The following is a 16,300-nucleotide window of genomic DNA, read 5'->3' as shown; positions in this document are numbered from 1 at the left end:
AATTATATATAAAAAAGTACCCAAAAATATTATTTTTGGGTACTTAGTTTTATTTTGAAATAGTTGTATTGGATTGAACTGATTTTTTCTGCGTTAAGAATCCTATATATTTTATTAATACATAGAATACAATTAATACTGCTACTATTTCTTGAAACTTTATAATATATTTTAAAAATCCTATTCCTTTTTCTGCTTTTATCAAAAATCCATTAGTGCCTTTTAGTGCTACTGCACTAATTACCATTGGGAAAGTGAAAGCAGCAAAGCTTGGATAAAACTTTAGTTTTAAAAGCTTGGGGAAATTTACTAATACTACTAGATATAATATAAATGATAGCACAGCTAAAATTCCAACAATGAACATATTTTTATCACTAAAAGAATTTAAATATGCTGCCAAGCAAAGGCTAGCAGGAGCAGCAAAAATTGCTATAGTAGGAAGTGCTGGTTCAGGAATCTCTTTAATAAATACTGTTCTATAAATTAAAATAGGTAGTAGAATAATAAAAGATATAAAGGCAAACCAGAAGAAAAACTGTCCTATATTAGCTAATTTAAATGCTGGAGCGGTTATTCCAGCTGCACCTATTCCTACGTATACAACAAAGGTACTTGGAAATAATTTTTTAATGTTAAAATTGCATACAAATTTTATTGTATAGAATAGTATAAGTCCAATATGAATTAAGACACCAATAATCCATATAGCCCGTCCAACATTAAAAGACATATCTTTAATATATACAGATAATAGCATAATACCCATAGAATAAGTAGGTATTACACTGGCAATTACAGGATTATTCAAATCTTCTATTACAGCTTTAATATAAAATAAAATTTTAAGAGTTATTAATAGCAAAATTGCTGCAGATAATACTCCAAGAAGATTTTTATATGCAGGTCCATAGGAAGATAAAAGATTTCCTAACGCTGCTAAAGATAACATGACTCCAGCTAGAGGTAATGGAATTTTCTTTATAAATTGAGCCATAGAGTTACCCCACCTTATTCATCAATATTTTCAATATTTAATTCTCTAACTATAATTTCAGCAGCTTTTTCTGCCATTTCACCTGTGAATTTTATACATTGGGCTTTATGTTCGCCAGATGCCATGTCCATTCCTTTTGTGTGAACACTACAGCATAAACATTTATGTTTTTGTCTAAAAGAATCTTGAAGTTCATAAGCTAATTCCAATGCTTTTACACTTCTAGGATCTTGAGGATTGCTTCCTTTAGTCCTTCCAAAGAAATATCCAAGGCATAATACAGCTCCATTAACTGCTCCACAAGTACATTTTGATTTGCCAATACCTACTGGAAAACCTGATGCCATAGCAATCATTTCATCTGGCATATCAATTTGAAAATTGTTTTTAATAGAAGCTACTATTGCTTCTGAGCAGTAAAATTCTCCTTTAAAAAAGTGCTCTTCAGCATCTGCTTTTACTTTTTTAATACTTATTTTGTCTACCATAAAAATTAACCCCTTTTTGTTTAAATTTATTCTAAACTCACACAAATTATAGCATGGGCATTATATGCAGTCTAATTGGGTTTTCCAATAGAAAAATTTTATGTATTGTTTATACAAATACGTGAGAGTATATATAGATAAATTGCCTTTAAACTTAATGTATAGTTGAATATAACTACGTCCTTAAGTATTTTAATTCACAATTCAAAATTATGGTGGAAACTAATTCTTTATGAATTAATTTCTTTAAATAGATTTTTGTAGCGGCGAACATTGTTCGCCATTTTTTATATGTTCAATATTTGGTAATGGGAATGGATTTGGGTTTTATGGAGAACGATGTTCTCCGCTACAGTTAATCAATTTTAAATTTCTCAACTTTTACTGAGAAATTTAAAATTGTGAATTGTGAACTGTGAATTTTGAATTTAGTAGTTTTAGGGATGATACCAGCAAGTGTTAATTATTTTCAGGGATAGAGTAAATTTAGGAGTGGCATATATATATTATGTAAGGTTTACTTGACATGGAAATTATATAGATATATAGTTGTGATGTAAGGTTAACATTACATAGGAGAAGTGAAAAATGAAAAATAGAGTAAGAGAATTTAGAGAAGCTCTTGGGCTTACTCAGGAGCAACTAGGAAAATTTGTAGGTGTGTCAAGGCAAGCTATTAACGCAATTGAAACAGAAAAATTTGAGCCATCTATTTGGCTAGCTTATGATATTGCAAAATTGTATAATAGCTCTATTGAGGAGATATTCCTTTTTGAACAAAGTGAAAGAAAATCATAAAACATAAAATAAAGGAGATTTGAGAAATGGCTTTGAGAAATATTAGACAGTTAGGAGACGACGTCTTAAGAAAAAAGTGTAAAGAAGTTGAAGTAGTAGATGATAGAGTAAGACAAATACTTAATGATATGGCTGATACTATGTATAATACAGAAAATGGCGGTGGGCTAGCTGCCTGTCAAGTTGGAATTCTTAAGAAACTTGTAGTAATTGACATGGGGAAAGGGCTTATAAAGCTAGTCAATCCTAAAATAATTAAGGAGGAAGGCTCCCAAAAAGTTATTGAGGGATGCTTAAGTATTCCTAATAAATGGGGCTATGTTTTAAGACCATATAAGGTAACTGTAAAAGCATTAAATGAAAATGGTGAAGAAATCACAATAACAGGCACAAAAGATTTAGCAAAATGTTTATGCCATGAAATTGATCATTTAGATGGTATATTGTTTATTGATAAAATTATTGAATATATAAAGTAACATATTTTTAACTTTGAGATGATATCTATATTATAGATAAACTATCTTAAAATTTAATGTATATCTCTATGGTATTTTAATTTACAATTCACAATGTAAAATTCATAATTGTGACGGAAATTATTTTTGATCAGAATAATTTCTTTAATAGATTTTTAACTAGCAGCGCAGTTGCTAGTTGTGTGGCGAACACTGTTCGTAGTCATGATTAGGAAATTAATTATAAAAAATTACTGCGTAACTTTAAAGAAAATCAATTCTAAATTTCTCAGTTTTTACTGAGAAATATCCATAATTGTGCATTGTGCATCGTGAATTCTCAATTGTATAAGGATTCCCCTGAGATGCAGTATAGTTTGGAGCAAGAATTAGTGAGGTTATGCTAAATTTATGGAGATTTGCGATGTTATTAAAATATTGTTTAATGTTGCAGATACTGTACCATATCATACTGCACCCCAGGGGCCTATATAAAAAGTAGCTATAGATTGGATTTTTGTAGCTATTTTAATTTTGTTTAAAATTTAAAGTTTTCATATAGACCCCAGGGGTGGAAGTTTATCAACGGAGAATTTAGACAAGTTATAATTCACAATTGTAGAGAATCTGGAGTATATATATGAAGTGAAATATTAAAAGAGCATAATGAATATATATATATAATGGACAATTAATTAAGGTAAGAATAAAAATTATCTCTGTTGGCAACAACTTGGTAATAAATCTGTAAAAGTTGGTAAAAACATAGTGATAATATTTAAAGCATAGGAGATAAAATAACAGGTCAAAGCCATACTGAACTGATATTTTTAAATATGACTAAATATAGCAAGGAGAGAGTATTTATGCAAAAGAATACTATAAAAAAATTATTGTCATTATTTTTATTATTAACTGTTGCCTTATTTTTGATAGCATGTGAACCAAAAGAAAAAGAGGTAGCAATAGCCTCCGATGTTAGGGTACAGGCTAAAGCAGAAGAAAATAAAGTAAAACAAAGTATGGAACTTGGAAATAAGTATCTGAATGAAGGTGATTATGAAAAAGCTATAAAAGCTTATGAAGAATCAATTTCTGCGGAGATAAATAATAAAGATACTTATCTTAAGATAAAAGATAAGTATATTGAGAAAAACAGATTTGATGATGCTTATTATATAATAAAATTGGCTATAGAAAATAATGTGGATATTGATAATATGAAAAATATTCTAGAGGGCATAAAAGAAAACTTTGAGGAAATTAATCTTGAAGATTCAGTAAAGAAAAATAATCGCTATGAATTACCTAAAGATATAATGATAAATATAAACGGTAAAGATGTAAATGGAATTATTAAGTGGGATAATAATGTTGATACGAGTATACCAGGTAGTTTTTACTATCAAGGTACTATTGAACAATATGGAAGAGTTGTTAATTTAGAATTAAATATAAATCCTATAGTTATAGAAAAGAAAATAGGATGGATTAAAGAGGTAAACGATAACTATATATCGTTAGATGAAGTAGAATTTTATATGCATGATGAGGCATTAAATGAAGCAATAAAGGACAATAGTAAGAAGGTAATTCGTGATGATGATACTGGAAAGTTATACGTTTCAGATAGTTATTATATAAGAAATAATAGTGATGAAATAGCAACTTATACCATTGATGAGAATACAGTTTTTGAGATATGCAAATATTTGCTTAGAGATGTATCTAATGCTTCGGAAGTAGAGCCTGTATCTTATGAAACTTTAAAGAAAGCGGTTGATGATTATGAAAGAGGACTATTATGCTGGATATATACTGAAGATAATAAAATAACAAAAATAGAGCAGCAATATATTCCATAAAATTTAAGAAGTTTAGAAATTATGTTATAAAATAAAAGTTTAAGAAATTTAAGTATTATGTTACAAATAAAAGTATAAAATGGTTTGTTTTTACAAATTATTTTATACTTTTATTTTATTATATTCATAGATAAACCACATAAAAAGTTAATTCATAACCAATAATTCAATGCACAATGCACAATTCACAGTTCACAATTAAGGAGGAAATTATTTTTAGGAAAAATAATTTCTTTGAATAGATTTTTTTAACTAGCAATACAATTGCTAGTTTTTCCACCTCTGGGGAACAGTAGTGAAGCCCGTTAGGGTTCCCCTGAGGTGCAGTATAGTTCGGAAGATCACTAATAAATTTGACTAATACTATGGAGAACTACATCTGCTAATTTTTTAATAAAAGTGACTGTATTACTTTAAAAGAATAGGTTTTAAACTTCTCTTATAAAAGAGAAGTATCGATAATTTTTCAGTGCCAATAGTCAATTTTCAATTGAATAAAGTTTATGTTAATATTCCATTATATTTTCAAGGTAAAAAATCCAATATTTTCTTGAATTTTTATTTAGAAACGTTGATATTATTGTAATTATCTATTATTTTTATATAATAGATAAAGGCAATATGTAAAGCTCAAAAATTGAATGGTATTGTATTATCAATTTAATATTGCTATAATAAAATGAGTAAAGCCTATGATAAGCTTTACTCATTGTTATAATTGTGGGTTAATTTTATTTTTAAACTAAAGAATAGCTAATTCATTCATATCTTGATACTTTTTGAAATAGGAGAAATGTATATGAAAGAATTTAGTATTAGCACAAATGTGTATTTTGGAGAAGGGTCTTTAGATAGACTAAATGAAATTAATAATAAAAGAGTACTTATAGTATGTGATAAATTTATGGAAGTTTCAGGTATGGCTGCAAAAGTACAAGAAAAACTTGTTAATTGTGAAGTAGCTATATATAGTGATATTGTACCTGATCCATCTGTAGAAATTGTTGCTGCTGGTATTAAAAAGTTACAAAGTTGTAATGCACAGATTATAATAGCCCTTGGTGGAGGTTCATCAATTGATGGAGCTAAGGCAATTAAAGAATATGCCAAAAGAATTACTGGAGGGGTTTCTTCTATAGAAGAATTTTATGCTATACCTACTACAAGTGGTACAGGTTCTGAAGTAACTGAATATGCAGTAATTACAAATAAACAAGAAGGATTAAAATATGCTCTTACAGATAAATCTCTTCTTCCAACAGTTGCTATTCTTGATCCTGAGCTGGTTAAATCTGTACCTAAAGCTATAACTGCTGATACAGGAATGGATGTAATTACACATGCTATGGAGGCTTATGTTTCAAAAAATGCTACTGATTTTTCAGATGCTCTTGCGGAAAAGGCTTTTACTTTAGCCTTTAGATTTTTACCACAAGCTTATGCTGATGGAAATGATATAGTAGCAAGAGAAAAGCTTCATAATGCATCATGCCTTGCTGGTATGGCATTTAATGCAGCTGGACTTGGAATTACTCATAGTTTAGCTCACGCTGTAGGTGGAAAACTACATATTTCTCATGGAAGAAGCAATGCAATTATACTTCCTCATGTAATTGAGTATAATGCTAATTTAAATAAAGAGACCTTCCGTGCAGAATATAGCATAGCAGCTAAGAAATACCAAAGGCTTGCCAAATTATTGAAATTACATGCACCAAATGTAAATATTGGTGTTAATAATTTAATTAGAAGCATTGTAGAACTTCAAAAAACATTGATGATTCCAACAACATTAAAAGAACAAGGTGCTGATATGGAGTTGGCTCAAGCATCAAGAGAAGAAATTATTAATGCAGCTCTTAAGGATGTATGTACAACAGTAAATCCTAGAGAAGCCTCAAAAGAAGATTTATCAATAATTTTAGATAAAATTTTTGAATAAAATATTATACTATAAACCACCTATTTATGGGTGGTTTTTTTATGGTTAATTTTTCAGAAAAGTTGAAAAAATAAATATGATAAAATATAATTTAAAGTATAATTTAAATTATGAAGAAAATAGGGGGTTAAAATATGAAAGAAGAACTATACTCAATAGGGAAAGTTGGAGAAATATGCAAAATAACTAAAAAAGCACTGAGATTTTATGATGAAAAGAAGATCTTATCTCCTGATAAAGTATCTGATGAAAACGGTTATAGATATTATAGTAAGAAAACTTTATTATCTGTACCAGTAATAAAATATTATAAGCAAAGTGGATTTACCCTTGATGAAATGAGAACTTTTTTAGAAGGTACTACCTATGATTCTATTCATAAAAGCTTTGGAAGAAAAATTAATGAATTAAAAGAGCTTCAGAATGAAATAAATTTAAAACTAAGATCCGTTAAAGATTGGGATGATCTTATAGTTGAGGCACAGATGGTAATTGAAAACGATGTCTCTGATGTAGCTATAAAATATATAGATAATCGAAGATTAATTTTTTTAAATCAAGATTTTAAATATGATTATATGGATTCAATAATCAATATAGAGTTTAACAATTATATAGATAATATAAATAATGCAATAACAGGCCCTGTAATTATATATTTCCCATCCTTTGAGGATAAAATTAATGGAAAATGCAATAAAATGAAGATAATGCAAGAGACTATTTTAAAGTGTAAAGAAGAAGAATGTGTTGAATTTGGTGGTTGGATGGCAGCCGCTTGTTATCATATAGGAGCTCATGAAACAATTGATGAAACATATAAAAAAATAAAGAAGTGGACTGAAGAACATGGTTATGTATGTGCTAAAGAATCTTATGAAAGATATGTAACAGATTATTGGACTACTAAAAATTTTGATAAATTTGTAACAGAAGTTTTGATTAAGGTCAGAAGAAAAAAATAGTTTTATTATGTCGAAAACATTAACCGTAGGGTAAGGTCTAAAAGCTTGATAATACTAGGCTTGTGGAGATTCAATATTAATAAATAAAGATTATCCGTTGAGTTTAAAAGCAAATTTATATTAATTGCAATTCAAGCCTAATTGTGTTTGTTACTTAACAAACGCATGCTTTGAAATTGACGAATTATTCTTAATTATTGATTAATTTTTAGGTGAAAGTATGATTATAAGATTTTAAATCTGCTTAAATATTCTTGCAAAATACATGTTGACTCTGCCCCAAAGGGAAAGGGATATAATCTAATTAAAGAATAAATACCTACAAGATACAAATGAAAAGGTGTTCAATAGTTTGAAAATAGAATGTACCAAATTATAACAATCTTAAATCATATTACTTAAATCACACTAAAGTATACTCATCGTAAATTTTTATTTAATATTTAATAATATAAATTTAAAAATTATTAATCGCATAAGCGAAAGGAGTTTTAATTTATGAATGGAGTTTCAAAAGCAGTAAATTTAGAAGCAATCGCTGCGAAAAAGAAATTAACAAGCAATTTCTTCAAGAGGGGTATATCCCTAGCTTTATTTTCAGGACTTGCCTATGGATTATATACGGCATTTCTAACTATGGGAATGACTAAAGGAGTTTGGGCAGACTGGTATGGCGCTAATACTGCTGGTTTATCAGCATTTGTGGTAGCATATTTACTTGCTGCAATTGGTAATGCAATAAACGATACATGTAGTGCTATCTGGGCTCTTTTATACTCAGGAGTTAAAGGAAAGTTTGGAGATTTTGTAAGATGTATTAACACTAAGCCAGGACGTATTATGATATTGGCAGCTCTTATAGGAGGACCTATAGCTGGTACTGCTTATGTTATAGCTATTCAAATGGCTGGTTCAATAGTAGTTCCAATTTCAGCTCTTTGCCCTGCTATTGCTGCTATATTAGGTAAGATTTTATATAAACAAGAATTAAATAAACGTATGGCTTTTGGTATTGCTATATGTGTATTTGCTAGTTTCTTAATTGGTAGTACAGGAATTAGTGGTGGTGCTTCAACAAGCACTTTAATTGGAATTTTAATAGCTATTATTGCTGCTCTTGGATGGGGATTTGAAGGTTGTGTAGCTGGATATGGTTCAGCAATGATTGACCCTGAAATTGGTATTTGTATACGTCAAGTAACATCAGGTATAGCAAATTTATTCATCTTAGTTCCGATTTTTGGAATGATGGCTGGTGGAATTAATATTTCTACTGATCTTGTTGTACAAGCATTTACAAGTGGCCCTGCAATGGCTTGGTTTGCTTTAAGTGGTTTGTTATCATTCATTACATTTATGACATGGTATGCTGGAAACAGTATGTGTGGAGCAGGACTTGGTACTTCATGTAATGCTACATATTCCTTCTTTGGGCCACTATTCTGCTTATTAGTATTAGGCGTATATGGTGGAATAGACGGATGGGCACTACCTTCTGTAGCTTGGATTGGAGCTGTAATAATGATGCTTGGTATCCTTACAATATCTATGAATCCACTTGATTTATTAAGAAGAAAAAAGATGGAGGTAGAATAGATGAAACCGCTTAACTATGCAATTTTAAAATATTTTACTAGAGTTAAAGAAGCTTGCGCTAATGATGTTATAGAAGAGCTAAAAGGAGAATATGGAAATTTTAAGGCACTAAAAAAGAACGCTGTAGTTAATGCTTTAATGACAGCAGAAGCAAATGGCCTTATTGAAGAAACAAGATTTGAATTAGATAAGAATAAAGAGTTGAAGGTTTATTATCGTGCTCATGAAGAAGGTGCAGCTACAATTAATAAATATATCAATGATTAATTAGATAGAGTAAATCCCATAAATAATTATTTTTAGTGTATATTTTATAAGCTAATTTTACTTGAAGTAACATGCCAGATAGTAAAATTATTTGAAGATTTTCAATATAAGGAATATTTTTACTTTTCTGAAAAGGAAAAATATAATAAATTTAAAATTATGAAGACATGTACATAATTATAAAAGTTATGTAGTTGTAAAAAGTATACTGAGCTAAGAATAGGAAGGAGAAATTATCAATGAGATATTATGGGGAAGAGGCTTTAGGTCTTGTAGAAACAATTGGATTAGTCCCTGCACTTGAAGCTGCTGATAAAATGCTTAAAGCAGCTAATGTTGAATTAATTTCGTATGAAAATATTGGTTCAACTCTTGTAACAATTATGATAAAAGGTGATGTTGGTGCAGTAAAAGCTGCTGTAGAAGCAGGTGCTGAAGCAGCTGCTGCTATTGGAAAATTAACAGCACACAATGTTATGCCACGTCCTATTAGAGAAGTTGGAGATATTGTGTCAGTACACGATATTGATGCATAGAAGGGGAAGGATATACATATGGCAAGATATGAAGCTTTAGGATTAATCGAAACTTTTGGTCTAGTTTTTGCTTTAGAAGCAGCAGACGCTATGTGCAAATCAGCAAATGTTGAACTTATAGGATATGAAAATGTTGCATCAGGTTATATATCTGTATTAGTTCGTGGTGATGTTGGTGCTTGTAGAACAGCAGTAGAAGCTGGTGTTGCAGCAGTTGAAAGCATGGAAGGTGGAAACCTTTATAGTTCAATAGTTATACCAAGACCACATCAAGATCTTGATAAGATAATAAAACGATATGCAATTCCAAATCCTATAACAGAATAGGAAATAAAAATTTTTTCTAAGTAATAAATAAAAGGAGAGAGAAAAATGAATATTATTGATAATGATTTACTCTCCATGCAGGAAGCTAGGATTCTTATTGAAAATGCTCGTGAAGCACAAAGAAAATTAGCAACCTTCCCACAAGAAAAACTTGATGAAATAGTTGCATGTATGACTGAAGAAATTGAAAAACATTTAAAGGAACTTGCAAAGATATCTAATGAAGAAACTGAGTATGGAAAGTGGGAAGATAAATATATCAAAAATCAATTTGTATGCAAGTATCTAAAAGATAGACTTAAAGGCATGAAATGTGTAGGCGCAATTGATGAGGATAAAATAAATAGGACAAGAGATGTTGGAGTGCCAATGGGGGTTATTATAGCCTTTTGTCCATCAACAAGTCCTGTATCTACAACCATATATAAGGCACTAATTGCAATTAAATCAGGAAATGCAATTGTATTTTCACCTCATCCAAGAGCTAAAAACGCAATTTGCAAAACACTTGATATTTTGATTAGAGCTGCAGAAAGAGTAGGACTTCCGGAAGGTGCTCTTGCATATTTGCATATAGTAACACCAGGTGGTTCATTAGAACTTATGAATCATAAAGATACTTCTCTTATAATGAATACAGGAGTTGCAGAAATGCTTGATGCAGCCTATAAGTCTGGCAAGCCAGTAATCTATGGTGGCAATGGAAATGGTCCAGCTTTCATAGAGCGTACAGCTAATATACCTCAAGCAGTTAAAGACATTATTGATAGTAAGAACTTTGATTATGGAGTTGTATCTGCAGCTGAACAATCAGTTGTTGTTGATAGCTGTGTTGCTACTGAAGTAAAACAAGAATTTATTAAAAATGGTGGATACTTTATGACAAAAGAGGAAGCTGAAAAGCTGGGATCTATCTTTTTTAATAAGGATGGAAGTTTTGAAGAAGAACTGATTGGTAAATCGCCACAATTCTTAGCTAAATATGCTGGATTTGATGTTTCACAGGATGTAAAAGTTCTTATTTCAGAGCAAAAGTATGTTTCTAAAAATAACCCTTATTCAAGAGAAAAGCTTTGCCCTGTTTTAGCCTTTTATATAGAAGAAGACTGGATGCATGCTTGTGAGAAATGTATAGAATTGTTACTTAGCGAGCGATATGGACATACACTTATTATACATTCAAAAGATGAAGAAGTTATTAATCAATTTGCACTTAAGAAACCAGTTGGGAGAATACTTGTTAATACTCCAGGAACTTTTGGAAGTATGGGAGCAACTACAAACTTATTTCCTTCAATGACTTTAGGTAGTGGCTCTGCAGGTGAAGGGATGACTTCAGATAATGTCTCACCTAAAAATTTAATATATATCCGTAAAGTTGGATATGGAGTTCGTACAGTAGATGAAATTGTTAAAGCAGTAGGCCATGAAGAAAATTCTACTTTTACAGTTTCAAATAACAAATTAAATGCAAATGAAATAGATAACTATAAACTGTTAGAGAGTATTTTGAAAAAAGTTCTAGATAACTTAAAATAAGAAAATCATATTTAAAATATGAAATACATTAAAGATTGAGGGGTAATAAATTTGGATATTCGTGAATTTTCAAATATATTTATGGAAGCTACTAAAAACATGTCTGATGAAGAACGCGCTAGTCTAATGAAAATGTTTGAGAGTGTTTCTAAAGAAATAACAAAAGAGGAGACAGCTACTTTAAATGTTGCACATGACAATAACGGTCAAATTCCTGATGGAATAACAGAGCGTCTAGTTAAGTTAAAGGAAACTTACTTAAAGCATGTTCCAGCAATAACAACTCATAGAGCAAGAGCTATCACTAAAATAGCTAAAGAAAACCCTGGTATACCTAAATCAGTTTTACGTGGTAAATGTTTTAAACACTGCTGTGAAACTGCACCACTAGTAATTCAAGACAATGAGCTTATAGTTGGAGCTCCAAATGGACAACCTCGTGCAGGCGCATTTTCTCCTGATATAGCTTGGAGATGGATGGTTGATGAAATAGATACAATAGGAAATCGTCCACAAGATCCATTCTACATTTCAGAAGAAGATAAGAAAGTTATGCGTGAAGAGTTATTCCCATATTGGCAGGGTAAATCAGTTGATGAATACTGCGAAGATCAGTATCGTGAAGCTGGAGTATGGGAGCTTTCAGGGGAATCTTTCGTTTCTGACTGTTCATATCACGCAATAAATGGTGGAGGAGACTCTAACCCAGGATATGACGTTGTATTAATGAAAAAAGGTATGCTTGATATAAAAAGAGAAGCAGAAGAAAAATTAGCTGAACTTAGCTATGAAAAACCAGAAGATATAGATAAAATATATTTCTATAAATCATTAATTGATACTGCTGAGGGTGTTATGATATATGCTAAACGTATGTCAGACTATGCTGCAGAACTTGCTGCAAAAGAAACTAACCCTAAGCGTAAAGCAGAATTATTAAAGATTTCTGAAATAAATGCTAAGGTTCCAGCACATAAGCCAAGTACTTACTGGGAAGCAATTCAAGCAGTTTGGACTATAGAATCATTACTTGTAGTTGAGGAAAATCAAACAGGTATGTCCATAGGACGTGTTGACCAATACATGTATCCATTATATAAAGCTGATATTGAAGCTGGACGTATGACTGATTTTGAAGCATTTGAATTATCAGGTTGTATGCTTATAAAAATGTCTGAAATGATGTGGATAACAAGTGAAGGTGGTTCTAAATTCTTCGCAGGTTATCAACCATTCGTTAACATGTGTGTAGGTGGTGTTACTAGAGAGGGTCGTGATGCTACAAATGACTTAACATATCTTTTAATGGACGCAGTTCGTCACGTTAAGATATATCAACCATCTTTAGCTTGCCGTATACACAAAGGATCACCACAAAAATATCTTAAAAAGATAGTTGACGTTATCCGTGCAGGTATGGGATTCCCAGCATGTCACTTTGATGATGTTCATATAAAAATGATGTTAGCTAAAGGTGTTTCTATAGAAGATGCAAGAGATTACTGCTTAATGGGATGCGTTGAGCCACAAAAATCAGGAAGACTATATCAATGGACTTCTACAGGATACACTCAATGGCCTATATGTATAGAACTTGTTCTTAACCATGGTGTGCCACTATGGTATGGTAAGCAAGTATGCCCAGATATGGGAGACTTAAGTCAGTTTAAAACTTATGAACAATTCGAAGCTGCTGTTAAAGAGCAAATTAAATTCATTACTAAATGGACAAGTGTTGCTACAGTAATTTCTCAACGTGTTCACAGAGAACTTGCACCAAAACCACTTATGTCTATGATGTATGAAGGATGTATGGAAAATGGTAGAGGTGTAGAAGCAGGCGGAGCTATGTATAACTTTGGACCTGGAGTAGTATGGAGTGGTCTTGCTACTTATACAGATTCTATGGCAGCTATAAAGAAATTAGTATTTGAAGAGAAAAAATATACTCTACAAGAAATGAACGAAGCTTTAAAAGCTGATTTCGTTGGATATGAAAAGTTAAGAAAAGATTGTTTAGAAGCACCTAAGTATGGTAACGATGATGATTATGCAGATTTAATTGCTGCTGAGCTAATTAACTTTACTGAACAAGAGCATCGTAAATATAAGACATTATATTCAGTGCTTAGCCATGGTACACTATCAATCTCAAATAACACTCCATTTGGACAAATGACTGGAGCTACAGCAAATGGACGTAGAGCATGGTTACCTTTATCAGATGGTATAAGTCCATCACAAGGAGCTGACTTTAAAGGACCTACTTCTATAATAAAATCTGTTTCTAAAATGTCTTGTGAAGATATGAATATAGGTATGGTTCATAACTTCAAGTTAATATCTGGTCTTCTTGATACACCAGAAGGAGAGCAAGGAATCATTACATTATTACGTAGTGCATGTGCCCTTCAACTTGGAGAAGTACAGTTTAACTACTTAGATAACAAGACTTTAATAGAAGCTCAAAAACATCCAGAGCAATATCGTGATTTAATAGTTCGTGTTGCTGGATACAGTGCATTCTTTGTTGAGTTATGCAAAGATGTTCAAGATGAGATCATCAGTAGAACTATGCTTACACATTTTTAATTAAAAACAATATGTAACTTGAGAATTTTTAAAAAAATTCTCTAAGGTCTGTAATCTACAGAAATGTTCTGTAGATTACAGATTAAAGTTAGATATACATTAAAAATAAAAGTAAATGAAACTGGAGAATGAAGAATATGAGTAATGGAAATTTAGGTATAATCGAACGAAAAGCGACGATTTTTAATATACAAAAATATAATATGTATGATGGAGAAGGAATAAGAACTTTAGTATTTTTTCAAGGTTGTCCACTTCGATGTAAATGGTGTGCAAACCCTGAAGGAATGATGAAAAAACATAGAGTTATGTTAAAGAGTAATTTATGTGTTAATTGTGGCGCTTGTGTTTCTGTTTGCCCTGTTTCCATACATACCATCTCTAAGGAAACTCTAAAACATGAAGTTAATCGTGATATAGATTGTATTGGATGCGGTAAGTGCGAGGAAGCTTGTCTTAAATCTGCTATATCAATAGTTGGAGAAGAAAAAACTATCTCTGAACTATTAAAGATTATAGAAGAAGATAGAACTTTCTATGAAATGTCTGGCGGAGGAGTTACATTAGGTGGTGGTGAAGTTTTAATGCAGCCTGAAGCAGCTTGCAACCTTTTGATGGCTTGTAAGCAAGAAGGGATAAACACTGCAATTGAAACTTGTGGTTATGCAAGCCTAGAAACAATACTTAAAGTTGCGGAGTTCACAGACTTGTTCCTGTTTGATGTTAAACATATTAATTCTGATAGACATTTTCAGTTAACAGGAGTGAGAAATGAGCAGATTTTAGAAAATCTTCAAGAATTACTTCGCAAAAAATACAACGTTAAGATTCGTATGCCTTTACTTAAAGGTATAAATGATTCTCAAGATGAAATAGAAAAGACTATGGAATTTTTAACACCATATAAAGATTATAAAAACTTTAAAGGAATTGATTTACTTCCATATCATAAGATGGGGGTAAATAAATATAACCAGCTAGGAATGGAATATCCTATAGAAGGCGACCCAAGTTTGAAAAATGAGGATTTAGATAGAATAGAAGGATGGATTAAAAAATACGATTTACCTGTAAAAGTAATCCGTCACTAAATGATTTTCAAATAGATTATAAGATGGAAGGTAAAGCTTATGGGAGATTTTTTCGATAGAAATATACAGCGTGTTATACAAGAATCAGTTCCAGGAAAGCAGATCACTATAGCCCATGTTATTGCATCTCCAATGCCTGACATATATGACCGTCTTGGAATTGAGGATAAAGGAGCAATAGGGATTTTAACTCTTTCACCATATGAAACTGCTATTATTGCTGCAGACATTGCCACAAAGGCTTCAGATGTTAGAATTGGATTTCTTGATCGTTTTACAGGCTCTGTTGTAATAAATGGTGATGTTCAAAGTGTTGAAACGGCACTTAATGCAGTGAATGATACGCTAAAGGATATGCTTGGATTTACGGCTGCTCCCATTACAAGAACATGAGAAAAAAGCGCATAATGGTAATTGGTCCTTCAAAATCTGGCAAGACTACAATAGTTAATGCATTAAATGATTATGATGGTCCATTAAGACGAACACCAGATTTGATTTACGGTAAGAATACTATTGATGTTCCAGGCGCTTATATAGAAAATGCATGGATGTATAAACATGTAATTGCATTATCTCAGGATGCATCCCATGTGGTTATATTGGTTGACCAGTCTAATTGCACTGAAATATACTCCCCTGGATTTGCAAAGTCTTTTAGATGTCCGGTAATCGGGGTTATAACAAAATGTGACTTAATACCTGAGAATGAAGAGAAATGTTTAAGGCAGCTAAAAATCATAGGAGTATCAGAGCCATATTTTCATACTAGCTTTCCGATGGGAACAGGAATTGATGCTTTAAAGAAGTATTTATTTGAAAAAGGTGAGGAGTAAATG

Annotated in this window: 16 protein-coding genes; 14 read left to right on the top strand and 2 right to left on the bottom strand. The window is 31.2% G+C overall.

Annotated elements, in window-relative coordinates:
• Positions 1 to 49: 49 nt before the first annotated feature.
• Both ACWPW7_RS21905 and ACWPW7_RS21900 read right to left on the bottom strand, forming a co-directional pair.
• Complete coding sequence (locus ACWPW7_RS21905; RefSeq protein ID WP_454055291.1) at positions 50 to 997, bottom strand: TDT family transporter; 948 nt, start codon at positions 995 to 997, stop codon at positions 50 to 52.
• Positions 998 to 1,011: 14 nt separating this feature from the next.
• On the bottom strand, positions 1,012 to 1,485 hold the full coding sequence (locus ACWPW7_RS21900) for a C-GCAxxG-C-C family (seleno)protein (RefSeq protein WP_454055290.1): 474 nt from the start codon (positions 1,483 to 1,485) through the stop codon (positions 1,012 to 1,014).
• A gap of 588 nt (positions 1,486 to 2,073) precedes the next feature.
• Here ACWPW7_RS21900 and ACWPW7_RS21895 point away from each other — a divergent pair.
• From ACWPW7_RS21895 to ACWPW7_RS21830, 14 genes are all read left to right on the top strand, one after another.
• The gene (locus ACWPW7_RS21895; protein WP_454055289.1) at positions 2,074 to 2,283 is read left to right on the top strand and encodes a helix-turn-helix transcriptional regulator; all 210 of its coding nucleotides are present in this window, start codon (positions 2,074 to 2,076) and stop codon (positions 2,281 to 2,283) included.
• 26 nt (positions 2,284 to 2,309) lie between these two features.
• Positions 2,310 to 2,762: a peptide deformylase gene (gene def, locus ACWPW7_RS21890; RefSeq protein ID WP_454055288.1), complete on the top strand. Its 453-nt coding sequence runs from the start codon at positions 2,310 to 2,312 to the stop codon at positions 2,760 to 2,762.
• An 845-nt stretch (positions 2,763 to 3,607) separates the two neighbouring features.
• Complete coding sequence (locus ACWPW7_RS21885; RefSeq protein ID WP_454055287.1) at positions 3,608 to 4,606, top strand: tetratricopeptide repeat protein; 999 nt, start codon at positions 3,608 to 3,610, stop codon at positions 4,604 to 4,606.
• 799 nt (positions 4,607 to 5,405) lie between these two features.
• Positions 5,406 to 6,548, top strand: coding sequence for a 1-propanol dehydrogenase PduQ (locus ACWPW7_RS21880; protein ID WP_454055286.1), 1,143 nt, complete (start codon positions 5,406 to 5,408; stop codon positions 6,546 to 6,548).
• A 134-nt stretch (positions 6,549 to 6,682) separates the two neighbouring features.
• On the top strand, positions 6,683 to 7,513 hold the full coding sequence (locus tag ACWPW7_RS21875) for a MerR family transcriptional regulator (protein ID WP_454055285.1): 831 nt from the start codon (positions 6,683 to 6,685) through the stop codon (positions 7,511 to 7,513).
• 498 nt (positions 7,514 to 8,011) lie between these two features.
• On the top strand, positions 8,012 to 9,109 hold the full coding sequence (locus tag ACWPW7_RS21870; protein WP_312575124.1) for a hypothetical protein: 1,098 nt from the start codon (positions 8,012 to 8,014) through the stop codon (positions 9,107 to 9,109).
• Positions 9,110 to 9,376 (top strand): hypothetical protein, encoded by a 267-nt coding sequence (locus ACWPW7_RS21865; RefSeq protein ID WP_454055284.1) that lies wholly within the window; start codon positions 9,110 to 9,112, stop codon positions 9,374 to 9,376.
• 239 nt (positions 9,377 to 9,615) lie between these two features.
• Positions 9,616 to 9,912, top strand: coding sequence for a BMC domain-containing protein (locus ACWPW7_RS21860; RefSeq protein ID WP_454055283.1), 297 nt, complete (start codon positions 9,616 to 9,618; stop codon positions 9,910 to 9,912).
• Between the two features lie 18 nt (positions 9,913 to 9,930).
• Complete coding sequence (locus ACWPW7_RS21855; RefSeq protein ID WP_291566290.1) at positions 9,931 to 10,239, top strand: BMC domain-containing protein; 309 nt, start codon at positions 9,931 to 9,933, stop codon at positions 10,237 to 10,239.
• 45 nt (positions 10,240 to 10,284) lie between these two features.
• Complete coding sequence (locus ACWPW7_RS21850; protein ID WP_454055282.1) at positions 10,285 to 11,778, top strand: aldehyde dehydrogenase family protein; 1,494 nt, start codon at positions 10,285 to 10,287, stop codon at positions 11,776 to 11,778.
• A 51-nt stretch (positions 11,779 to 11,829) separates the two neighbouring features.
• Positions 11,830 to 14,370 carry a choline trimethylamine-lyase gene (cutC, locus tag ACWPW7_RS21845; protein ID WP_454055281.1) on the top strand — a complete coding sequence of 847 codons (2,541 nt, stop codon included), beginning with the start codon at positions 11,830 to 11,832 and terminating at the stop codon, positions 14,368 to 14,370.
• A 137-nt stretch (positions 14,371 to 14,507) separates the two neighbouring features.
• Entirely contained in the window at positions 14,508 to 15,461 is a 954-nt protein-coding gene (cutD, locus tag ACWPW7_RS21840) for a choline TMA-lyase-activating enzyme (protein ID WP_039633148.1), read from the top strand.
• A 39-nt stretch (positions 15,462 to 15,500) separates the two neighbouring features.
• A complete protein-coding gene (locus ACWPW7_RS21835) occupies positions 15,501 to 15,854 on the top strand; it encodes a BMC domain-containing protein (RefSeq protein WP_039633150.1) in 354 nt (117 codons plus the stop codon).
• Entirely contained in the window at positions 15,851 to 16,297 is a 447-nt protein-coding gene (locus ACWPW7_RS21830) for a EutP/PduV family microcompartment system protein (protein ID WP_454055280.1), read from the top strand. Before ACWPW7_RS21835 ends, ACWPW7_RS21830 begins: the two co-directional genes overlap by 4 nt.
• Positions 16,298 to 16,300 lie beyond the last annotated feature (3 nt).

This window comes from Clostridium sp. Marseille-Q7071 (assembly GCF_965112025.1).
The sequence above is the reverse complement of the archived record's forward strand: the minus strand, read 5'-3'. Positions and strand labels throughout refer to the sequence as shown.

Excerpts from the sequence above, each read along its gene's own strand:
- ACWPW7_RS21905 (WP_454055291.1), bottom strand. The coding sequence starts at position 997 with ATGGCTCAATTTATAAAGAAAATTCCATTACCTCTAGCTGGAGTCATG.
- ACWPW7_RS21900 (WP_454055290.1), bottom strand. The coding sequence starts at position 1,485 with ATGGTAGACAAAATAAGTATTAAAAAAGTAAAAGCAGATGCTGAAGAG.
- ACWPW7_RS21895 (WP_454055289.1), top strand. The coding sequence starts at position 2,074 with ATGAAAAATAGAGTAAGAGAATTTAGAGAAGCTCTTGGGCTTACTCAG.
- def (WP_454055288.1), top strand. The coding sequence starts at position 2,310 with ATGGCTTTGAGAAATATTAGACAGTTAGGAGACGACGTCTTAAGAAAA.
- ACWPW7_RS21885 (WP_454055287.1), top strand. The coding sequence starts at position 3,608 with ATGCAAAAGAATACTATAAAAAAATTATTGTCATTATTTTTATTATTA.
- ACWPW7_RS21880 (WP_454055286.1), top strand. The coding sequence starts at position 5,406 with ATGAAAGAATTTAGTATTAGCACAAATGTGTATTTTGGAGAAGGGTCT.
- ACWPW7_RS21875 (WP_454055285.1), top strand. The coding sequence starts at position 6,683 with ATGAAAGAAGAACTATACTCAATAGGGAAAGTTGGAGAAATATGCAAA.
- ACWPW7_RS21870 (WP_312575124.1), top strand. The coding sequence starts at position 8,012 with ATGAATGGAGTTTCAAAAGCAGTAAATTTAGAAGCAATCGCTGCGAAA.
- ACWPW7_RS21865 (WP_454055284.1), top strand. The coding sequence starts at position 9,110 with ATGAAACCGCTTAACTATGCAATTTTAAAATATTTTACTAGAGTTAAA.
- ACWPW7_RS21860 (WP_454055283.1), top strand. The coding sequence starts at position 9,616 with ATGAGATATTATGGGGAAGAGGCTTTAGGTCTTGTAGAAACAATTGGA.
- ACWPW7_RS21855 (WP_291566290.1), top strand. The coding sequence starts at position 9,931 with ATGGCAAGATATGAAGCTTTAGGATTAATCGAAACTTTTGGTCTAGTT.
- ACWPW7_RS21850 (WP_454055282.1), top strand. The coding sequence starts at position 10,285 with ATGAATATTATTGATAATGATTTACTCTCCATGCAGGAAGCTAGGATT.
- cutD (WP_039633148.1), top strand. The coding sequence starts at position 14,508 with ATGAGTAATGGAAATTTAGGTATAATCGAACGAAAAGCGACGATTTTT.
- ACWPW7_RS21835 (WP_039633150.1), top strand. The coding sequence starts at position 15,501 with ATGGGAGATTTTTTCGATAGAAATATACAGCGTGTTATACAAGAATCA.
- ACWPW7_RS21830 (WP_454055280.1), top strand. The coding sequence starts at position 15,851 with ATGAGAAAAAAGCGCATAATGGTAATTGGTCCTTCAAAATCTGGCAAG.